General features: G+C 70.1%; 21 protein-coding genes and 3 pseudogenes. 9 read left to right on the top strand and 15 right to left on the bottom strand.

Translation table 11 applies throughout. The annotated features are described in order from the left end of the window. Window positions 1–66 precede the first annotated feature (66 nt). On the top strand, window positions 67–1395 hold the full coding sequence (locus FEF34_RS08885; RefSeq protein ID WP_138052657.1) for a class I SAM-dependent RNA methyltransferase: 1329 nt from the start codon (window positions 67–69) through the stop codon (window positions 1393–1395). A 244-nt stretch (window positions 1396–1639) separates the two neighbouring features. Here FEF34_RS08885 and FEF34_RS42745 read toward each other — a convergent pair whose 3' ends face one another. Together FEF34_RS42745 and FEF34_RS08875 are read right to left on the bottom strand one after the other, a co-directional pair. Next, complete coding sequence (locus FEF34_RS42745; protein ID WP_234042341.1) at window positions 1640–2194, bottom strand: hypothetical protein; 555 nt, start codon at window positions 2192–2194, stop codon at window positions 1640–1642. Then, window positions 2181–2661, bottom strand: a pseudogene (locus tag FEF34_RS08875) (DNA cytosine methyltransferase); the annotation flags it as partial. The gene FEF34_RS42745 and the pseudogene FEF34_RS08875, both read right to left, overlap by 14 nt. A 390-nt stretch (window positions 2662–3051) precedes the next feature. On the opposite strand from FEF34_RS08875, the pseudogene FEF34_RS43900 reads away from it, so the two are divergent. Further along, window positions 3052–3594, top strand: a pseudogene (locus tag FEF34_RS43900) (LLM class flavin-dependent oxidoreductase); the annotation flags it as partial. Between the two features lie 122 nt (window positions 3595–3716). Here the strand turns inward: FEF34_RS43900 and FEF34_RS42735 are convergent. Continuing rightward, window positions 3717–3779 (bottom strand): annotated as a pseudogene (locus FEF34_RS42735) (acyl carrier protein); the annotation flags it as partial. 146 nt (window positions 3780–3925) lie between these two features. On the opposite strand from FEF34_RS42735, the gene FEF34_RS08865 reads away from it, so the two are divergent. From FEF34_RS08865 to FEF34_RS08850, 4 genes are read left to right on the top strand one after another with little or no spacing between them, the layout of a single operon-like run. Next, window positions 3926–4267 carry an ArsR/SmtB family transcription factor gene (locus tag FEF34_RS08865; RefSeq protein WP_138052655.1) on the top strand — a complete coding sequence of 114 codons (342 nt, stop codon included), beginning with the start codon at window positions 3926–3928 and terminating at the stop codon, window positions 4265–4267. After that, the gene (locus FEF34_RS08860) at window positions 4264–5982 is read left to right on the top strand and encodes a SulP family inorganic anion transporter (RefSeq protein WP_138052654.1); all 1719 of its coding nucleotides are present in this window, start codon (window positions 4264–4266) and stop codon (window positions 5980–5982) included. The genes FEF34_RS08865 and FEF34_RS08860 overlap by 4 nt, the downstream gene beginning before the upstream one ends. Next, window positions 5979–6389, top strand: a complete 411-nt coding sequence (locus FEF34_RS08855) for a pyridoxamine 5'-phosphate oxidase family protein (protein ID WP_138052653.1) — start codon at window positions 5979–5981, stop codon at window positions 6387–6389. The genes FEF34_RS08860 and FEF34_RS08855 overlap by 4 nt, the downstream gene beginning before the upstream one ends. Then, a complete protein-coding gene (locus tag FEF34_RS08850; RefSeq protein WP_138052652.1) occupies window positions 6389–6811 on the top strand; it encodes an ATP-binding protein in 423 nt (140 codons plus the stop codon). The genes FEF34_RS08855 and FEF34_RS08850 overlap by 1 nt, the downstream gene beginning before the upstream one ends. A 395-nt stretch (window positions 6812–7206) precedes the next feature. Here FEF34_RS08850 and FEF34_RS08840 read toward each other — a convergent pair whose 3' ends face one another. Then, complete coding sequence (locus tag FEF34_RS08840) at window positions 7207–7557, bottom strand: STAS domain-containing protein (protein ID WP_234042340.1); 351 nt, start codon at window positions 7555–7557, stop codon at window positions 7207–7209. Between the two features lie 401 nt (window positions 7558–7958). Between FEF34_RS08840 and FEF34_RS08830 the strand changes: the two genes are divergently transcribed. Both FEF34_RS08830 and FEF34_RS08825 read left to right on the top strand, forming a co-directional pair. Continuing rightward, on the top strand, window positions 7959–8309 hold the full coding sequence (locus FEF34_RS08830; protein ID WP_138057376.1) for an ArsR/SmtB family transcription factor: 351 nt from the start codon (window positions 7959–7961) through the stop codon (window positions 8307–8309). Between the two features lie 38 nt (window positions 8310–8347). Further along, window positions 8348–8665, top strand: a complete 318-nt coding sequence (locus tag FEF34_RS08825; protein ID WP_138052650.1) for a hypothetical protein — start codon at window positions 8348–8350, stop codon at window positions 8663–8665. Between the two features lie 211 nt (window positions 8666–8876). Here the strand turns inward: FEF34_RS08825 and FEF34_RS41140 are convergent, their stop codons facing one another. From FEF34_RS41140 to FEF34_RS08810, 4 genes are all read right to left on the bottom strand, one after another. After that, complete coding sequence (locus FEF34_RS41140; protein ID WP_234043069.1) at window positions 8877–9038, bottom strand: DUF6126 family protein; 162 nt, start codon at window positions 9036–9038, stop codon at window positions 8877–8879. Between the two features lie 149 nt (window positions 9039–9187). Then, complete coding sequence (locus FEF34_RS08820; protein WP_138052649.1) at window positions 9188–9385, bottom strand: hypothetical protein; 198 nt, start codon at window positions 9383–9385, stop codon at window positions 9188–9190. Window positions 9386–9542: 157 nt separating this feature from the next. After that, window positions 9543–9881 (bottom strand): ArsR/SmtB family transcription factor, encoded by a 339-nt coding sequence (locus tag FEF34_RS08815; protein ID WP_138057375.1) that lies wholly within the window; start codon window positions 9879–9881, stop codon window positions 9543–9545. Between the two features lie 5 nt (window positions 9882–9886). Continuing rightward, window positions 9887–10066, bottom strand: a complete 180-nt coding sequence (locus tag FEF34_RS08810; protein ID WP_138052648.1) for a hypothetical protein — start codon at window positions 10064–10066, stop codon at window positions 9887–9889. Window positions 10067–10748: 682 nt separating this feature from the next. Between FEF34_RS08810 and FEF34_RS08800 the strand changes: the two genes are divergently transcribed. Continuing rightward, window positions 10749–12215, top strand: a complete 1467-nt coding sequence (locus FEF34_RS08800) for a multicopper oxidase family protein (RefSeq protein WP_138052647.1) — start codon at window positions 10749–10751, stop codon at window positions 12213–12215. A 548-nt stretch (window positions 12216–12763) separates the two neighbouring features. Here FEF34_RS08800 and FEF34_RS08790 read toward each other — a convergent pair. From FEF34_RS08790 to FEF34_RS08760, 7 genes are all read right to left on the bottom strand, one after another. Further along, window positions 12764–13423: a hypothetical protein gene (locus tag FEF34_RS08790; protein WP_138052646.1), complete on the bottom strand. Its 660-nt coding sequence runs from the start codon at window positions 13421–13423 to the stop codon at window positions 12764–12766. Continuing rightward, complete coding sequence (locus tag FEF34_RS08785) at window positions 13420–14250, bottom strand: ATP-binding cassette domain-containing protein (RefSeq protein WP_234042339.1); 831 nt, start codon at window positions 14248–14250, stop codon at window positions 13420–13422. Before FEF34_RS08785 ends, FEF34_RS08790 begins: the two co-directional genes overlap by 4 nt. Before the next feature lie 909 nt (window positions 14251–15159). Continuing rightward, window positions 15160–16236 (bottom strand): hypothetical protein, encoded by a 1077-nt coding sequence (locus FEF34_RS08775; RefSeq protein WP_138052644.1) that lies wholly within the window; start codon window positions 16234–16236, stop codon window positions 15160–15162. A gap of 31 nt (window positions 16237–16267) precedes the next feature. Next, the gene (locus FEF34_RS41135) at window positions 16268–16429 is read right to left on the bottom strand and encodes a hypothetical protein (RefSeq protein WP_171052880.1); all 162 of its coding nucleotides are present in this window, start codon (window positions 16427–16429) and stop codon (window positions 16268–16270) included. Between the two features lie 183 nt (window positions 16430–16612). Next, window positions 16613–16939 (bottom strand): DUF1048 domain-containing protein, encoded by a 327-nt coding sequence (locus tag FEF34_RS08770; protein ID WP_138052643.1) that lies wholly within the window; start codon window positions 16937–16939, stop codon window positions 16613–16615. Between the two features lies 1 nt (window position 16940). Continuing rightward, a complete protein-coding gene (locus FEF34_RS08765) occupies window positions 16941–17297 on the bottom strand; it encodes a DUF1048 domain-containing protein (protein WP_138052642.1) in 357 nt (118 codons plus the stop codon). Further along, a complete protein-coding gene (locus FEF34_RS08760) occupies window positions 17294–17620 on the bottom strand; it encodes a PadR family transcriptional regulator (protein ID WP_138052641.1) in 327 nt (108 codons plus the stop codon). The genes FEF34_RS08765 and FEF34_RS08760 overlap by 4 nt, the downstream gene beginning before the upstream one ends. Window positions 17621–17718 lie beyond the last annotated feature (98 nt).

Raw genomic sequence — 17718 nt, 5'->3', positions numbered from 1 at the left:
AGACTGGGGGGCTGTCGTCCGCGGACGGGCGACGGCCCCCTCTCGTATCCCTGGAGTCATCCCGCCATGCCGAACGCTTCCGATGCCTCGCTCGTCGGGGAGGAGTACGAGGTCGAGGTCGGCCCCGTCGCGCACGGCGGGCACTGCATCGCCCGCACCGACGCCGGCCGGGTCCTCTTCGTCCGGCACGCGCTGCCCGGCGAGAAGGTCGTGGCCCGGATCACCGAGGGTGAGGAGGGCTCCCGCTATCTGCGCGCCGACGCCGTGCGCATCCTGGAGCCGTCCAAGGACCGCGTCGAGGCGCCGTGCCCCTACGCCGGGCCCGGCCGGTGCGGCGGCTGCGACTGGCAGCACGCCAAGCCGGGTGCGCAGCGGCGCCTCAAGGGCGAGGTCGTCGCCGAGCAGCTGAAGCGGCTCGCGGGCCTCACCCCGGAGGAGGCCGGCTGGGACGGCACCGTCATGCCGGCGGAGGGCGACAAACTACCCGCGGGCCAGGTTCCGGCCTGGCGTACGAGGGTGCAGTACGCCGTCGACGCGGAGGGGCGCGCGGGGCTGCGCAGGCACCGCTCCCACGAGGTGGAACCGGTCGAGCATTGCATGATCGCGGCGCCCGGGGTCTCGGAACTCGGGATCGAGCAGCGGACCTGGGAGGGCATGGCCTCGATCGAGGCCATCGCCGCGACGGGCTCCCAGGACCGCCAGGTGATCCTCACCCCGAAGCCCGGTGCCCGGCTCCCGATCGTGGAACTCGACAGACCGGTCTCCGTGCTGCGGGTCCACGAAGGCGACGGCAGCGTGCACCGGGTCCACGGCCGCCCCTTCGTCCGCGAACGTGCCGACGACCGCACCTACCGGGTCGGCATGGGCGGCTTCTGGCAGGTCCACCCGAAGGCGGCCCAGACGCTCGTCGAAGCCGTGATGCAGGGCCTGCTGCCGCGCAAGGGCGACACCGCGCTCGATCTCTACTGCGGCGTCGGCCTGTTCGCGGGAGCGATCGCCCAACGCGTCGGCGAGAAGGGCGCGGTACTCGGCATCGAGTCCGGCAAGCGCGCGGTGGAGGACGCCCGCCACAACCTCCAGGACCTGCCGCGGGTGCGCATCGAGCAGGGCAAGGTCGAGTCCGTCCTGCCCCGCACCGGCATCACCGACGCCGACCTCGTCGTCCTCGACCCGCCCCGCGCGGGCGCCGGCCGCTCCACCGTCGAGTACGTCTCGGGCCTCGGTGCCCGCCGCATCGCCTACGTCGCCTGCGACCCGGCGGCCCTCGCACGGGACCTGGCGTACTTCCGCGAGAACGGCTACCGGCCGCGGACGCTGCGGGCGTTCGACCTGTTTCCGATGACGCATCATGTGGAGTGCGTCGCGATCCTTGAGCCGGCCGCAAAGGGCTCCTGACCTGCGGGTTTGCCGATGTCCACTATGTGCGTTGTGGGTATTACGGGCGATATCTTGACGCTGAAATGACGCTCGTGACGCTCAAATGACGCTCGTCCTGACGGGGCGTCACCTGACTGATGGTGCACGTCATGCTGGGCGGAAGACGTGCTTCCGGGGGCTGGCTTTGCAGGAACTTGAAGGAAAATCAGCCGGGTTCCGGTTCGCCGTACTTCGGCGGGCCGGACGTTTGGCGGAGCGGGCGTCAGTAGGTCGGGCCGTAGGGGCTCCAGTGCCCGAGGAAGGGCTTCAGGTCGTCGGGGCGTGGCTCGGGAATGTCGGTCAGCCGGGGCGGTGTGTTCAGTGGGTCGAGGCGCTCCACTGTGGCCGCTGCCCAGCTGATCCATGCCTCGGCCTCGGTTCTGGCCTGGCCCGGCGGCATGGCGTCGACTCGCGCGCGTACAGCGCTCACGTATTCGGTCAGTCGGATGGCGTGGCGCCATGCCGCTTCCTGCGCTTCGAAATGCCTGACGCGGTACGCCTCGGCATACCGGATGCGGGCTTCTTCCATGGCGGCTTCCCAGCGGATGCGTTTCTGGCGGGCCGCTTCGATCTCGTCCAGGCGTCTGCGTTCGGCGGCTTCGCCGCGGAGGGTGACCTCTTGGGCGATCTCGGCGAGCTGGTCTTCCAAGGGGCGGCCGGGGGTGTCGGACCATTCGCTCGCCCGGTGCGGGTGGCCGACGCTGAGGACGAAGCGGAGACGCTCGGACGGGGTGTAGTCGAAGCGCGGGATCCTGACCCAGGAACCATCCCAGGGCATCGGCCATGCTGACCCGACGGGCGCGGCCCGGACCGAACAGCGAGTCTGGTTCGGCGAGTTGGGCGCGTGGGCGTGGGTGGCTGCGCCGTACGGAGGCGGGAGGCCAGCAGGATGGCCCGCTTCCGTGTCTGGGGGACGCCGTAGTCTGCGGCGTTGAGGATACCGGTCCAGACGGAGAATCCCCAGCAGCGCAGGATCGCCGCGTACTGCTTCCACAGCGGCAGGACGTCCGGTACTTCCTCCATGGCAACCCACTCCGGCTCTCCAGCCGTGTTCAGGGCGTGGAGGTAGCGCATGGGCTCGGCGGTCAGCAGGCTGCGCTCGTCCCGGCAGACGGCGAGGAGCTGCTCGCGGGTGTCGCGTCCGGCGGCGAGGTCGGCGATCGCCTGGTGCACCAGTGGCTGGTCCACCAGCCCGAGGCACTTGCCGGCCATCGACCACGCCTGACACGGCGGACTCGCGATCACGTCTCGCCAGCCACCGTGATCGCCCGCGTCCCCAGGGGCGAGGGTGCCTGCCTCGCCGAGTTGCGCCAGCTGGTGCGCGCCGCACTGCCGGCCGACAGCGAGGCGGCAACCGCCCGCATCGGGGAGCTTCTCCATGAGCGCGACTCCGAGCAGAGCGTGCTCCGCGACGTCCTTCAAGAGATCCAGAAGAGTGGCACCGGCGAGCTCGGGGACGCTCGCCAAGAACCCTAGGCCATCGGTTCCGCCGCGTAACCGAACCGCGGTCAGCTCCCAAGGGGTCTGTAAAACGATCGCGACAGTCCCGCAAACGGATCCTGCCGGACAGCATGATGCGACAGACTCATCCCCACGGCCTTCGCGCTGAGCTTGTGTGTTCCTTGGTCGGATCACATGCTCAGCCGAGGGCCGCCCGCACGTCCTGCAGTTACCAGTCCGAGTGAGCAAGTACGAGGACCCGTTCGGGCCCAGAGGTTAAAGATCAAGGGCGTGTTGCGAAAGTCCCTCCTGGCCCGCGACGCCTGGCACGCACGCTCGCTGCGTTGTCGGAGTCATCCAAGTACGTCCAGTACGAGGATGATCCTCCGCCTTGCGATCTTCCCCTCGGCCCGGAGGGCCGGGGGAGGCCCCATGCACCAGACGCCGCAGGCCCGGGAGTTCATGCAGGGCATCACCGGGCTGTGGGACAGCTGGGAGGACGGGGCCTTCCTCGACGACCAGGAATCCGGCCGCTTCTTCGACCCGGAGAAGCTGCACATCCTCGGGCACAGCGGCGAGCACTTCTCCGTACAGGGCCCGCTGAACGTCGCCCGCCCGCCGCAGGGCCACCCCGTCATCGTCCAGGCGGGCTCCTCCCCGGACGGGCAGGACTTCGCCGCCCGCTGGGCGGAGGTCGTCTTCACCGTCCAGCAGACCCTGGACCAGGGGCCGGCCCGCGCGGCAGTGGCGGTGCTGTCGGTGCCCTCGGGGGCAGCGGCCGCGGCGGCCGCGGAGTCGGCGATGTACGCAGCGAGCGCGGCGGGCGTCGGGTTCTCGAAGGCGACCGTCGGTGGCAGCGGCACCCCGACGGCCCGGGCCGGCCTGTTGCGCAGCTCGACCGCGGTCAGCGAGTCGAAGCCCATCTCCAGGAAGGGCCGTCCAGCCGCCGCGCCACCTTATATCGACTATCAGAATTGCAAAATTTCGCAATTCATTACATGCTATAGAGGCTGTGCCCGCAGGTAGCCGCGGGCGCAGCTCATGCGTCGACGAGGAAGCGTGAGGGGTCGTGTCGGTTCCGCCGTGTCAGGCCAAGGCCGAGTTCTTCCGGACGCTCGGCCATCCGGTGCGGATCAGGGTGCTGGAGCTGCTGCAGGACGGGCCGATGCCGTTGCGGGACCTGCCCGCGGAGATCGAGGTCGAACCGTCGGTGCTGTCGCAGCAGCCGGCGGTGCTGCGCCGGTCGGGGATCGCGGCTTCCGCGCGGGAGGCACCGACGGTGTTCCACGGGTCGGCGGGCGGGGATGCCGCGGATCTGCTGCGGGCCGCGCGGCGGATCCTGACCGAGATGCTCTCGGGTCGGAACGTGCTGCCGGTGGAGTTGCGGGAAGCCGAGGTCGCGGCGAAGTGAATGCGCTGCTGGATCGGATGTGGAGCCCCGTGCGCTCGCTGCTGCCTGCGCGAGCGGACTTCGCCACGATGAAGCGCAATCCCCGGCGCGATCTGCTCGCCGGTCTCACCGTCGCGATCGTCGCGCTGCCGCTGGCCCTCGGCTTCGGTGTCTCCTCAGGTCTGGGCGCAGAGGCGGGCCTGGCGACGGCGGTGGTCGCGGGGGCCCTCGCGGCCCTGTTCGGCGGCTCGAATCTGCAGGTGTCCGGGCCCACCGGGGCGATGACGGTGGTGCTGGTGCCGATCGTCGCCGAGCACGGTCCGGGCGGGGTGCTTGCCGTGGGGCTGCTGGCCGGGCTGATGCTCGTCGCGCTCGCCCTGCTCCGGGCCGGGAAGTACATGCGGTACGTACCGGCCCCGGTGGTGGAGGGCTTCACCTTCGGCATCGCCTGCGTGATCTTCCTCCAGCAGGTGCCGAATGCCCTGGGTGTCGGAAAGCCGGAGGGCGAGCGTGTCCTGGTGGTGGCCTGGCACGCCGTCCAGGAGTTCATGCGCACGCCGAACTGGACTGCTGTCGCCCTGGCGGCCGGTGTCGCCGCGGTCATGCTGCTGGGCGCGCGGTGGCGGCCGACCGTCCCCTTCTCGATCCTGGCGGTCATCGCCGCGACGGCCGTCGCCCAGCTCTTCCACCTGGATGATGCGGCCCCTATCGGTGATCTGCCGTCCGGGCTGCCGGCACCGTCGCTGGGCTTCCTCGATCTGTCCGCGCTGGGTTCGCTGGTCGCCCCGGCGCTGGCGGTGGCTGCGCTGGCCGCGCTGGAGTCCCTGCTGTCCGCCACGGTCGCGGACGGGATGACGGTCGGGCAGCAGCACGATCCGGACAGGGAGTTGTTCGGGCAGGGCGTCGCGAACCTGGCCGCGCCGCTGTTCGGCGGTGTTCCGGCGACCGCCGCCATCGCCCGTACCGCGGTGAACGTCCGTACCGGAGCGCGCTCGCGGCTCGCCGCCCTGACGCACGCCGCCGTCCTCGCTGTGGTCGTCTTCGTGGCCGCTCCGCTGGTGTCGAGGATCCCGCTGGCCGCGCTCGCGGGGGTGCTGCTGGCCACCGCGATCCGCATGGTCGAGGTCGGCGCGCTGCGGGCGATGGCGAAGGCCACCCGCTCCGACGCACTGGTCCTGGTCCTGACGGCGGTCGCCACCCTCGCGCTGGATCTCGTCTACGCGGTGATCATCGGGCTGGTCGTGGCCGGCGCGCTCGCGCTGCGGGCGGTTGCCAGGCAGGCCCGGATGGAGCAGACGTCCCTCGACTTGGCCGACCACAGCGACGAGGAGCACGCGCTGCTGGCCGAGCACATCGTCGCCTACCGGATCGACGGGCCGCTGTTCTTCGCCGCCGCGCACCGCTTCCTGCTGGAGCTGAGCGAGGTCGCCGACGTACGCGTGGTGATTCTGCGCATGTCCCGCATCACGACGATGGACGCCACCGGGGCGCTCGTCCTCAAGGACGCGATCGAGAAGCTGAACCGGCGCGGCATCGTCGTGATGAGCTCCGGGATACGACCCGGCCAGCGGCAGGTCCTCGACTCGGTGGGGGCGCTGGACCTACTGGGCCTGGAAGGCCGGGAGTACGCCACGACTCCTGAGGCGATCGCCGGGGCCCGCGCCCATCTGCACGGCGCCGGGGTCCTGCCCGCCGTCCCGGCACAGGCCGCCGCCCGCGAGGAGGCATCCCGATGAGCACGCCCGTTTCCCGCCGCATGGTCGAGGTCTCCGGAACCGAGGCTCTGTGGCTGCTCGAGGGTGCCGCCCAGGGACTACTGGTGTACGTCCAGCGCGAGACCGCGGTGGTCCGCCCGGCCGTGCACCTGCTCCGGTACGGGCGCCTCGTCGTCCGCACTCCCGCCCAGGCGGCGGCCTTCACCGGCAGAACCGTGCTCACGTACCACGCGGACGAGATACCGGTGGCCGGCGGCACCGGGTGGACGGTGACCGCCGCCGGGCCGGCCGAGGTCATCACAGACCCCGACGAGGCCGCCCACTACCGCCGCACCCTGCCCGGCTGGGTTCACGGTCCGCACGACACCCTCGTACGCATCCACCCCCAGACGGTGACCGGCTTCCGCCTCGCCCACGAGACGGCCTGATGGCCCGTCAGCACGAGACCCTGCCGTACCGGCATGTGCTGACGCTCCCCGCCATGGGCTCCGCCGTCCGGATCGCGCGGGAGACCACCGAGCAGGTCGTGACCGAGTGGGGCATCCACCGGACCCATCGGATCGTCGGCCCCGCGCTGCTGATCCTGAGCGAACTGGTCACCAACAGCGTGCGGCACGCCTCGGCGCTGTCCCCGAACATCACCGTCATCTACGCGGGCGGCCCGGACGCCTTCGCGTTCGCCGTCCACGACCGCCACCCGTATCAACCCTCTCTGCTGCACGCCCATCTCGCGCACCGCGGGGGACTTGCGACCGTCGTCGAACTCACCCTCGGCCTCGGCGGCACCGCGGTCCTGCGTACCGACGCCGATGACCAGGGCAAGAGCATCTGGATCACCCTCCCCCTGTGAGAGCGAGAAACCGATCACGACCGTCGAGTGGCGATGCACGACGCACGAGAAGCTCGGCGTACCGTCCCTGGCCGGGTTCCCGGGTGCCGACGCCGTGGACCGGTTCACCGGGGCCGTCGGCTGGGCCGTCTCGCGCGGCACCGGGCCGGTCATCCTCGACCTCACCGAGCTGCGCCGCTGGTCCGGAGGCCGGCTCGCGGTCACCCGGGCAGCCCGCCTGCTCGCGGCAGAAGAGGGAGTCCGGAGCTCGCCGCGGGGCGCGGTGCCAGGCGGTAGGAAGTGCCGGAATCACGGTTTCCTGGCGGGTTTCACTCATGGATCAAGACCGGCGACCGCCCGCGTTCCATGCTCGTCGACTCAGCCTTCCCCCAGTGGCTGCCGACGGTCTGCGCCGGTCAGCCGACGGGCGGTTGCCGGGCCTCGAGGGCGGCGGCCAGGTCCGGGTAGACGGCCATTGACCCGGGACGGTCGGCCCACCCGTCGGCAACCTCCAGGTGGTCCAGGCCGCACAAGCCCAAAGGGCCCCTCCCGCCTCGCAGTCTGGTAGCCGCCTGCATGACCGCCGTCTCCCCCTCGGCGCTCCACCCGAGCAGTTCGGTCAGGTCCAGGACGACCGGCCCGGTGCTCCGGGCGACCACCCAGCCGAATCCGTCCGAGAAGCGACCGACGGCGTTGTTGCCGAGGAACCCGGCGACAGCCATGACGGCCACGCCACGATGCTCCTCGACACTCCAGCTGATGCTCACCGACGGCTCCTTCCAGGTGCGTCCTGCGCTTGCTTCTGCTTGTCCGCCGCATGGGCGCTGCCGCCGACCCAGCCGCGGTCGATGTCCATGCTCAACAGGCGCTCGTTCCCGCAGCGGGGGCATGAGCCGTCCGAGCCGACGGCCGCCGGCAGGCACTTGAGACGGCACGCGGGGCACTTGAGCAGTGCCCCACCGCCGCGCAGTCGTGGGATCCGCACCCGAACCTGCACCTCTCAGCCTTCGGAATTGCTAATCTTAGCAATTCTCGAGGTCATCATCTCGGCGTGATGGCGCGAGGATGGGCCCATGGTGAAGAGTTCGGGATGGATGCGATGCACGCGGCAGGCACGGCAACGCCCGTCGGGCGATGCGGCGACCTGTCCGGGAGCGGGGTCGGGGCGGTGAGCGCGCCGCTGTACCAGCTGAAGGCTGAGTTCTTCAAGACACTGGGCCATCCGGTGCGGATCCGCGTGCTGGAACTGCTGAGCGAGCGCGAGCACGCGGTCTCCGAGATGCTGCCCGTCGTGGGCGTCGAGCCCGCTCACCTCTCGCAGCAGCTGGCTGTCCTGCGCCGGGCCAATCTGGTCGTCACCCGCAGGGAAGGCTCTGCCGTGTACTACTCGCTGGCCAGCCCTCAGGTGGCGGAGCTGCTCAAGGTCGCGCGCACGATTCTGTCCGGCGTGCTGGCGGGCCAGGCCGAGCTGCTCGCCGATCTGCAGGCCGCGGCGCCGGAGGGCAGGCGCCCGACCTGAGCCCAGGCCCCGTACCGGCAGCCGCCCCCTCGCCGTACATGGACAGCGCTCTGCGCGGTGAGGGGCGCGGCCGCCTTCGATTCGCCGCCGGCGGGTACCCGAGCGACAAAGCCTCAACAGAACAGGCAATCTCCAGGGCACCCTCCTTCGTCTGCCACGCCGCCCGGCAGGCCGGCGTCCCCGAGGCGTACGCCCCTGACCGGCCCATCCTTGCCGCCCAGGCCGACGGTCCGGATCCGGCGGTCACCCGGCTCGGGATCGCGCTCGTGATCCCGGGCTTCGGCGCGAAGGGCGGTGGCCCCTCGTCCCGGGCCTGGTGGCTCGCGCCGCCCTCGGCATCACGGCCGGCCCGCTGACCGCCCTGCGGCACGGTGCCGCCCAGGCGATCGGAGCTCCTGGCGCCCTGCCACGGCGATCGCCGCCGGTCCCCTGCGTCCGAATGCCTGCGAGCGAGCACGTCCGCCGGCTCACTCTCCTGATCATGTGCGTGCACTGCTGTGCCGGTCGAGCGCCGGAGGGCGCTCGGCAGACACCACACGGCATCGGTCGCGTGGTGGCGTGCTTCCGCTACTTCTGGGCGTGCTCGCCGACGTAGAAGAGCAACCAGACGAAACCGGCGAACAGATGGGTCGCGAAGACGTACACGAAGACGCGGAGCATGACACCGCGCTCCTTCCACTGTTCGACGTCCTTCCGCCCTTGCGCGGTCCGGGCCGCGTTCTCGGTCATGTCATCGCTCACGGACTCTGATCTCCCTTGGCTCGTTGCTCTGGAATGCCGGACGGGACGAGCAGGCCCTCGCCGTCGTGGTCAACGGCCGGCTCCGCACTGACGACGCCCCCGCACTCGGCTGCCGGCCCGATCACCGTCCGCAGCCCTCACCATGCGTCCGCGGTCAGGTCGGGAAGGCGCGGGTCGCCGTGCGCGCCGACGATCACCGGTTCTCCGCCCTTGACCGTTGTCCCCACCTCCGCCGCCGGAGTGTGCGCGACGTGCCGCAGTACTTTCGTGACCAGCTCACCGACCACCAGCAGCAGCACCGCGTCGGCGAACGCGGACCTCGGCGCGACTCCCACCCTGGGGCGGGGTGCTCCGCCACCGCCTGCGTCGCCTCCCGCACCGCCTCCGGCGCCACCTCGGCAGACGCCACCCGCCCGCTGGATCAGGGGCCGGGTGCGCCCAGTGCCGACGGCGGGCTTCCGCTGCCCCACGGCCGGAACCGACCGACACTCGTCACGGCACAGACTCCACCGCACGCAGTTCGGCCAGCAGCTCCTGCTGCCCGGCGAGCAGAACGGACAGGATGCGCCGAGCGGTGGCAAGCAGCTCCGCCACGTCCCCGCCGGCCAGCTCGTACACCACGGTGGGACTTTCCCGGGTCGCGGTCACGATCCCCGACCGGCGCAGCACGGCCAGCTGCTGAGACAGATTCGACGGCTCGATCTCGATCGCCGCGAGGAGATCCCGTACCGGCATCGGCCCGTCCTGCAACAGCTCCAGGACCCGGATGCGTACCGGATGACCGAGCATCCGGAAGAACTCGGCCTTGGCCTGATAGAGCGGAACCGGCATCGCATTCACTGCTGGCACTCCTCGTCTTCCGTGCCGATGTCGTGTCTGCGCGCCAGCCGCAGTACGTCATCCAGCTCGTCCGCGGCAAGAGCGACTTCATACGCATCGTCAGCCTCGTGGGCGGCCTCCAGCCCGGCCCGCGCCTTCCGCACCCGCTCCAGCACCGCCTCCACGAACCCGCTCATAGTCACCCTCCCTGCCGGCGGCATCGATCTTGAGCGCATCGGCAACTAGCAAATTGAAGAACTCTTCAATTGTAGCGGCGAGGAGTGCCGCTGCACTGCGCCCCGCGGCACCAGCAGCCCGAGGCGTTCGTCAGTCCGGGGCTGCTCCACAAGGCCGGCCGGCGGGGAGGGTCCGGCACCGGTGCCGGACGCGCGACCCCGCCATCCTGAGCAACCCGGCGTCCCCCGCCGTTGTCGCCGTTCCACAGCACATCCGCTGCCGGTCCTCCTTCAGCCACCCATGCGGTGCCGGGCCTGGCCGGCGGCCGTGACGTATCGATCGGCGCCGACGGGGTCACCCTGTGCGGCGGAACCTCGCCCGATCGTGACGATCCGCCCACTGAGCAAGGCAGCGCAGTGAGCGAGACCACGACCAGGGACGCCGGCGGTGCTCGCGCGCGACCGGTGGCCGGGGAACCGCTCCTGTCGGCCAGTGCGGCGACCGCGCTCCTGCGCAGACCTGCCTGCACCGGGGTGATCTTCGCTCGCCGCGGGAGGGCCTCGCGGACCTCCTCACGGTTGCCCATGTTCCGTTTCGCGTCCGGCGAGGAGAACGGCAGTGTCTGCCTGAAGTAGCGGCGAGCGCTACACACCGCTGGGAGATCGACGAGCAGGATGACCGGCGGCGCAGGATCATACTGCCATGAGCGGGGAGCCGATCAGTCGCCGCCGGGCGCTGGCTCTGCTCGGGTTGGGTACGGCTGGCGCGGCGGGCTGGGCGACGGGGCCGGGCGCCCGGCCGAGGCCGACCGCCCGGGGCCAGGAGCTGGCCGAGCCTCAGGTGCTGGCCAGCCGCGACGGGCTGCTGGACGTACGGCTTGTCGCCGCCCCGGGTGTACGACTGGCGGGGCGGGACACCACGGGGTGGGGGTACAACGGCACCTCGCCGGGACCGACGTTGCGGGTGCGGCCCGGGGACCTGCTGCGGGTGCGGCTGGTCAACCGCATCGGCCAGCCGACCAACCTGCACACCCACGGCCTGCACGTATCCCCTTCGGGCAACGGCGACAACCCGTTCATCACCGTCGAGCCCGGTGACAGCTACGACTACGCCATGAGGATTCCGGCCGGGCATCCGGCGGGCACGTTCTGGTACCACCCGCACCACCACGGCACCGTCGCGGACCAGATCTTCGCCGGCCTGGTCGGGGCGCTGCTGGTCGAGGATGTGGGAGGGGTGGCGGACCTGCCGGTCAGCGGCGACCGGCTGCTGCTGGTCACCGACACCACCTTGGACGCGGCCGGCCGGGTTGCCTCACCGACCATGATGGCCAGGACGGTGGGCCGCGAGGGTGAACTGGTGCTGGTCAACGGACAGCACCAGCCCGTCATCACAGCCACGCCCGGGTCGGTGCAGCGATGGCGGGTCATCAACGGCTGCGTCTCCCGAGTCCTGGCGCTACGGCTGGAAGCCCACCGGCTCACCCAGGTCGCCCAGGACGGCGTGTTCCTGCCCGCGCCGGTCGACCGGGACCTCGTGGTGCTGGCCCCCGGCAACCGCACCGACCTGCTCGTCCGCCCCACCCGCAGCGGCCGGTACGCGCTGGTCAGCGACCCCTACGACCGCGGCGGGCTCGGCATGATGAACGGTCGCCCGTCCACCAGTGGTCCGATCGCCCTGGCCGCCTTGGGCACTGCCGGCCCGGCCACGACACCGCCCTCGGTGCCCGCGACGCTGCCGGCCCCGGCCGTCCCGCAGAGCCCGGTGACCGGGCAACGCCGACTCACCTTCGCCATGGGCATGGCTCGGACGGGTATGGGTGGAATGGGTTTCACCATCGATGGGCGTACCTACGACCCTGATCGTGACGATCAGAGCGTCGCCCTCGGGGCGGTCGAGGAGTGGACCGTGGTCAACACCAGCCCCATGGACCATCCGTTCCACCTGCACGCCTGGCCCTTCCACGTGCTGGCGGGCAGCGCGGGCACGCCGCCGACCGGCGTGCTGCAGGACGTCGTGCTCGTCCCGGCTCAGGGGTGGGTGCGCCTGCGGATCCCGTTCTCCGACTTCCCCGGGCGTACCGTGTTCCACTGCCACATCCTCGACCACGAGGATCTGGGCATGATGGCCACCGTGAACGTACGCGGCTGGTCGGCGGCCGGGAGGTGACGGGGAGAGACCACGTCCCGGGTCGCAGTTCCCGACAGCCTTCGGTCGCCTCCGGGACTCGTCGGCGGGCCGGTCTGCCTCGACCACGCGCCACTGCCCCGGTTGACCCCCTCGTCGCCCAAGCGATGCTGCCGCATCCGACCGACCACGTCGGCAACCCCTCCGGCAATCACCCCCATGCGGGTGCCCGTGCATCCAGCCGTCCTGGAAGCGTGCCGCGCGCTTGAGCGGCTGCACGTCGCACGGCTGACGGTGCTGCCCGTCGACGGCTTTCTCGAAGGCCTGCTCCTTCGCTCCCGTCGACTCCGTCGGCTCATTCCCTTCTGCTTCGCCGTAGACGTCCGACGTCGAGGGCATCGCCGTGCTCACCACCGGCCATTCACGCGTCGCCGTGGAGAAGGTCTGACGGGCACTGGTTGAGGCACGCCGTCGCACGTCGTTCCGTTCCAGCTTGGAACCGGCGTGATGATCCGCCTTCCCGGCTCTTCCACCGTTCGCCTCGCGCCGGCTGATCGACGAGCCGACGGCACGGCCACGGGCCCGAGGATCTACTCCCTGCGACCGGCGACGAACTGCGTGACAGCGGTGAACACGGCAAGGATCACCGCGGAGATCGCGAGCATGGCACCCGTGGGGGCGAGCAGTTTCGCCGCGTCGGGGGTCGTGGCCATCAGGGTGAACAGACGGTTGACCGGAGGCATGCCCTTGGCAAGAAGGGCTCCCATCACCAACGCGAGGGCGGCGACCAGCGCATACCCCTGCCGCCTGAAGACCGGCTTCGAGCACAGTACGCCAATGGCGATGCCGACGAGGGCACAGGTGAGCTGTGCTTCGAGGCCCAGCAGGAGGTCGGTCGTGGTGACCACGTAGTCGCCCATCCACAGCGGGAAGAACAGTCCGAAGACCATCAGGACGAGACAGCTCAGCAGGGCCGTGCCGATCACCGCGAGCAGGACCGTGAGCGACCCGCCGCCCGCGGTGATGACGACGATCGCCCGCTGCGGCGGGGCGTCCAGGCTCATCAGAGCGATGGTCAGCCAGGTCGAGCAGACGAACAGCGCGCCGGCGGAAGAGGCGTAGGCGGGGGGCAGCGGGCCGCTGCCGTTGACGGTCAGCACGCCCATGAGCCCCATGAACAGGAGCAGCGGGGCGAGGTAGCGCTGCGTGTGCAGCACGGTGGCGAAGGTGTAGCGGATGAGCGCGGTCACCGCATGTCTCCGTTCGCCGCGGCGTTTGGCGCCCGATGGTGTTTCGTGGTCGTCCCGTTGACGCACTCGACGGACCAGCCGTGCTGGAGCGCAGTGAGCAGCAGAGCGTCGATGGACTCGCGTCCCACACGCATCCTGACGCCGGTGACGTCCTGGCTCACCGTCAGCACGCCGTCCAGTTGTTCCCAGGCGAGGTCCAGCGGTACGCGGCCGTCCCGGCCCGCGGTCAGGACGACATCGGACGCGGGCCGCCGCTCGGTGACGCACGGCTCCGGTCCGCGCGACGAAACGCGGCCCTTGGCGAGCGTGTAGGTCCGGGTGGCGCGGGCCCGGGTCACCGACTCGTCGTGGTCGGTGAACACCACCGTGCCGCCGGAGGCCGCGACCTCGGTCATGATCTCGGCGAGCACGCCGTGGGTATCGGCATCCAGCCCGGACCACGGCTCGTCCAGGACAAGCAGCCCGGGTTCCACCAGGAGGGCCTGGGCCAGCGCGACCTTCTGCGCGTTGCCCTTCGACAGGCTCCGAAGGGGGGCATGCTTGCCGCCCACCAGCGCGAGTCGGTCCAGTAGCCGACCGGCCCGCGCCGAGGCGACCGAGGTGGTCAGCCCGCGGACACGGCCCATGTGCGTCAGGTACGCCGCGGCCGACATGCGTTCGTCGGGGGAGAACCGGTCCGGGACGTACCCGACAACGGGCGGCCGGGCGGCCACCGTTCCGCGGGTTGGCCGGGACAGCCCCACCGCGATCCGCAGCAGGGTCGACTTCCCCGATCCGTTCCCGCCGGCGAAGGCCACGACCTCGCCGGCCGGGGCCTCCACGTCCACGTCTCTCAGGATCCAATCGCCACGGCCGTAGCGCTTGCTCACTGATTCAAGACGTAACAACTGATCTCCTTCGTCCGGTGCGGAAATCTCCACGTGCTCGCAGATTACGGGGCGCCTCCGCTTTGCATGAGCTGAGTATTCGTGGCGGGGGAGCAACCCGTTCAGCGAAGAGGGCTACGAGCCGGTCGAGCCCCTCCTCGATGAGGGAACTCACGGAGAGACGGGACTCGTTGGAACCGCCCGGTCCACTGTAGAAGTGGCCCATCGGTGTCCGGAGCGCGCCGAAGCGCCGCGCGGACCCGAGGGTCGCCGTTGAAACGCTGATGAGAGTTCCGACCACCGCCGGCTTTCGCAGGTCCCGACCTGGTTTCCGGGGGCCGCGGTCAGGACGCCGCCACCACCATGCTGGTCACCGTCGGCGACCGCACCAGCCGCATACCTCCCCACCAGGGACACCAAGCCGTAGGAGCTGGCCTTCAAGTCCGTCGCCATGGGCCGCTGGATGAGGCAGGTAGAGAACACCCAGAGCAGGGCGGCTGCCGGACGCTACCGGCAGCACGTGGAAGCGGGCTGTGGCAGTTCGCCTCAGCCGTCGACCCGGGGCTCGATGCCGTCCACTTCGTCTCCCGGGCTTCGGGCACCCCGCACCAGCAGAACGTCACCCGCCCATGCTTCTTCACCGGCTGTGTCATGGGCAGGCTGGGCGGGAAAGACCACTGCCAGCCACGCTCCAAGGCCAGGCCGACCTCCTCGGCAACAGCGCGAACCCGGGCCGGTGCCTGTGAGCAGGGCCGTGGGGACGTCGGCTGAGCACCTTCGGCGGGCACGGCGGCCGTCGTGGCTCTGGTCCAGGGTGCTTTTCTGGCCGGGGTCGAGCGTTCGCTTTCTGTCATGCGGCCTGAAGGGGGCTCACTGGAAGCTGAGACGGTGTGGGTGGGTCGGGTCGGTCGGGCAGGTGTGGACGCGCATCTGGCCGCGGCCGAGATGGACACCGACGGGATCGATGACTCCCGGGTCATCCGTCCGGTCCTCGATGGGCATCCAGCTTCGTGAGCCGCCGTCGCACTCCCATTTGTCGACGGTGAGCAGCGGCGGCATCGGGGTCCCGCACTGGGGGCAGTCGACGGGGGCGGGGCCGGTCAGGTGCCAGGAGGCGTAGCCGCCGACTTTCCAGCCGGGGGCGATGGAGAGGTCGCTCGTGTAGTCGATCTCGTCCGGTTCCTCGGCGCGGGCGGCGGCCATGGCCGCTTCGTACTCCTCGTAGGTGGCGTAGTTCGCCGGGGCTGAGGAGTCGTAGGCGTCCTCGGTGTCTTCCTCTTCGAGGAGGCACCGTTCCCACTCGGCGATCTCCTGCTGGAGGTCCTCGCTCAGCAGGCCGGGGTACTCGTGCTCCACGACCTGCTCCGGATGGAGCACGCACGTGGTCGGGACGCACTCCTCGCGGCCGGCGACCGGCGGTTCGGGCTGCGGCGTCAGTGCGGTGCCGACATCCTCTGCACGCCGCCACTTGAGGACCACGTCGATCGTGCGGTCCGGGCCGTGTACCTCGAAGGGGCACCAGAACACCTGGAGCAGGTCGCATCCGTCCGGCCCGACGAGGTCCGGCACGTCCCGTGCGTAGAGCTGGGCCACGGCCAGAAGCGGCAACGGGTCTGCGTCGTCCAGATCCGGGACGTGGAGTCCGCACGTCATACCCTCCAGGAGCAGTTGCTCCTCGCCGGTGTAGTCCCGTCCTCGCGCCTCGTTCTGGATGCGCCGCCGCAGGCGCACGTCGGGCAGGAGGTGGCCCGTGCCCTTGGGGTGGACCGTGGTGCAGACCGGCCACGGCTCGTCGGCCGGCCACAGCAGGGGCCCGGCGACCGAACTCTCCTCCGTCTTGGGTGCACCAGGGCGCGGATGCAGCCGTGTCGCGGTCCGCCGGTGGGCGGCAAGTGCGGGGAAGACAGCCTCGACGTCGACAGGGCGCGGTGGCGTGGTGCGGGTCATGCGAGACCTCCAAGGCGGTTCGGCGTCGACGCTACATGGCGGTTCGGACGTTGCCGGCGGGGTTCTCCAGGCTGTGGGAGAAGGTGAAGCCCTTGTTGCCGAACGCGGTGAATTCGATTCGGATCGGAATGGGGTTGGTACCTGCGTAGATCGGCTTGATGTGGTACTGGACCACCTCCTTGTTCTTGGTCACCTGATCGAAGATGACCTGCTCCACCTGGTCACGTTGGTCCGGCGACGAGTTCGTCGGATTGTTGGTCTGCGTGACCAGGTTGTGTCCCGGATGAGGACGAAGAGGACGATGAGTGAGTGCGAGGGTGCTGCTCGACGGTTACGCAGTGCCCTCGATTTCGGCCCGCACCCCGGGAGGCGGGCGTCACTTCTCGTAGGCGCCGGGTTCCGCGCTGATGGATGCCTGATAGACATCGGCGTAGGTAGGGGAGTCCTTGACCAGGTCGTCGCAGAACGCGGCGACGTCGGTGCCCATGAGTTCCACAACCCCCTTGCCTGCGGCGACGCCCTCCTCGAAGAAGTCCACGATCCCGGGAAGCAGGGGCCCCTCAGGCAGGCTGATCGGTCCGACCTTGAACAGGTACTTCTGCATCTCCTTGTAGACGATCTGGTAGTCCGGCGGGAGTGCCTTGACCCGAGCCACGTGCGCCCGCCACTGATTCTTGCCTTCGATGATGTTCTGGATGCCCACGTCAGCCTCCCAGCCGGCTCAATTTCCTCGCGACGTTCCTGTTCAACTGCTCGCGCCACCGGTCGCGATAGGTCCGGGCCCCCGCTCCGCCGGCCAGCGCGGTGCAGAAGCCTTGGATGTCCTCGCCGAGCACCTCGTGGACGCTTTGGCCGTCCGCCGCTGCTACTTCGAGCAGCCCCAGGGCGGAGTCGAGGATCGGCATCAGGTTGCGACCGGTGAAGTCCCCGTAGGGGAAAAGGTGGGCGACGATCTGCCCCCACGTCGCCCGGTAGTCGTCCGGCAGGACGTCGGCCCGGGCCTCGAACGCCTTCCATTCCCTGGTGAGATCGCTGCCTGTGACCTTCTCCCAGAAGTTCATCTCCCGCCCTCCTTGAGCCTGTCGATGCGTGATGAGAGGTACTGCCATTTCGCCCAGAACTTCGCGAGTTCCTCGCGTCCGGCGTCGTTGAGCGCGTAGAACTTGCGCGGCGGACCAACCCCGGAGGGTCGTTTCGTCACCTGAACGAGTCCGTTCCTCTCCAGCCGCAGCAAGATGGTGTACACCGTCCCCTCGACGACGTCGGCGAAGCCGAGCTCGTTCAGCTGGCGGGTGATGGCGTACCCGTAGGTTTCCTCGCTGCCGATGATTTCGAGCACGCACCCTTCGAGCGTGCCCTTCAACATCTCCGTCAGGTCCTCCATCGCGGATACTCCTCAGCCTGTCGGTACTACGTGCTACCGAGTACCGCTATACGGTACCACCGAGTAGTGGAGGGCGGCAGCACCTTCGATAGGCGTAA

Origin of the sequence: Streptomyces marianii (assembly GCF_005795905.1) — a bacterium.
Lineage (GTDB): Bacteria > Actinomycetota > Actinomycetes > Streptomycetales > Streptomycetaceae > Streptomyces > Streptomyces marianii.
Note: the sequence above shows the minus strand (reverse complement) of the source record. Positions and strands in the feature narration are given on the sequence as shown.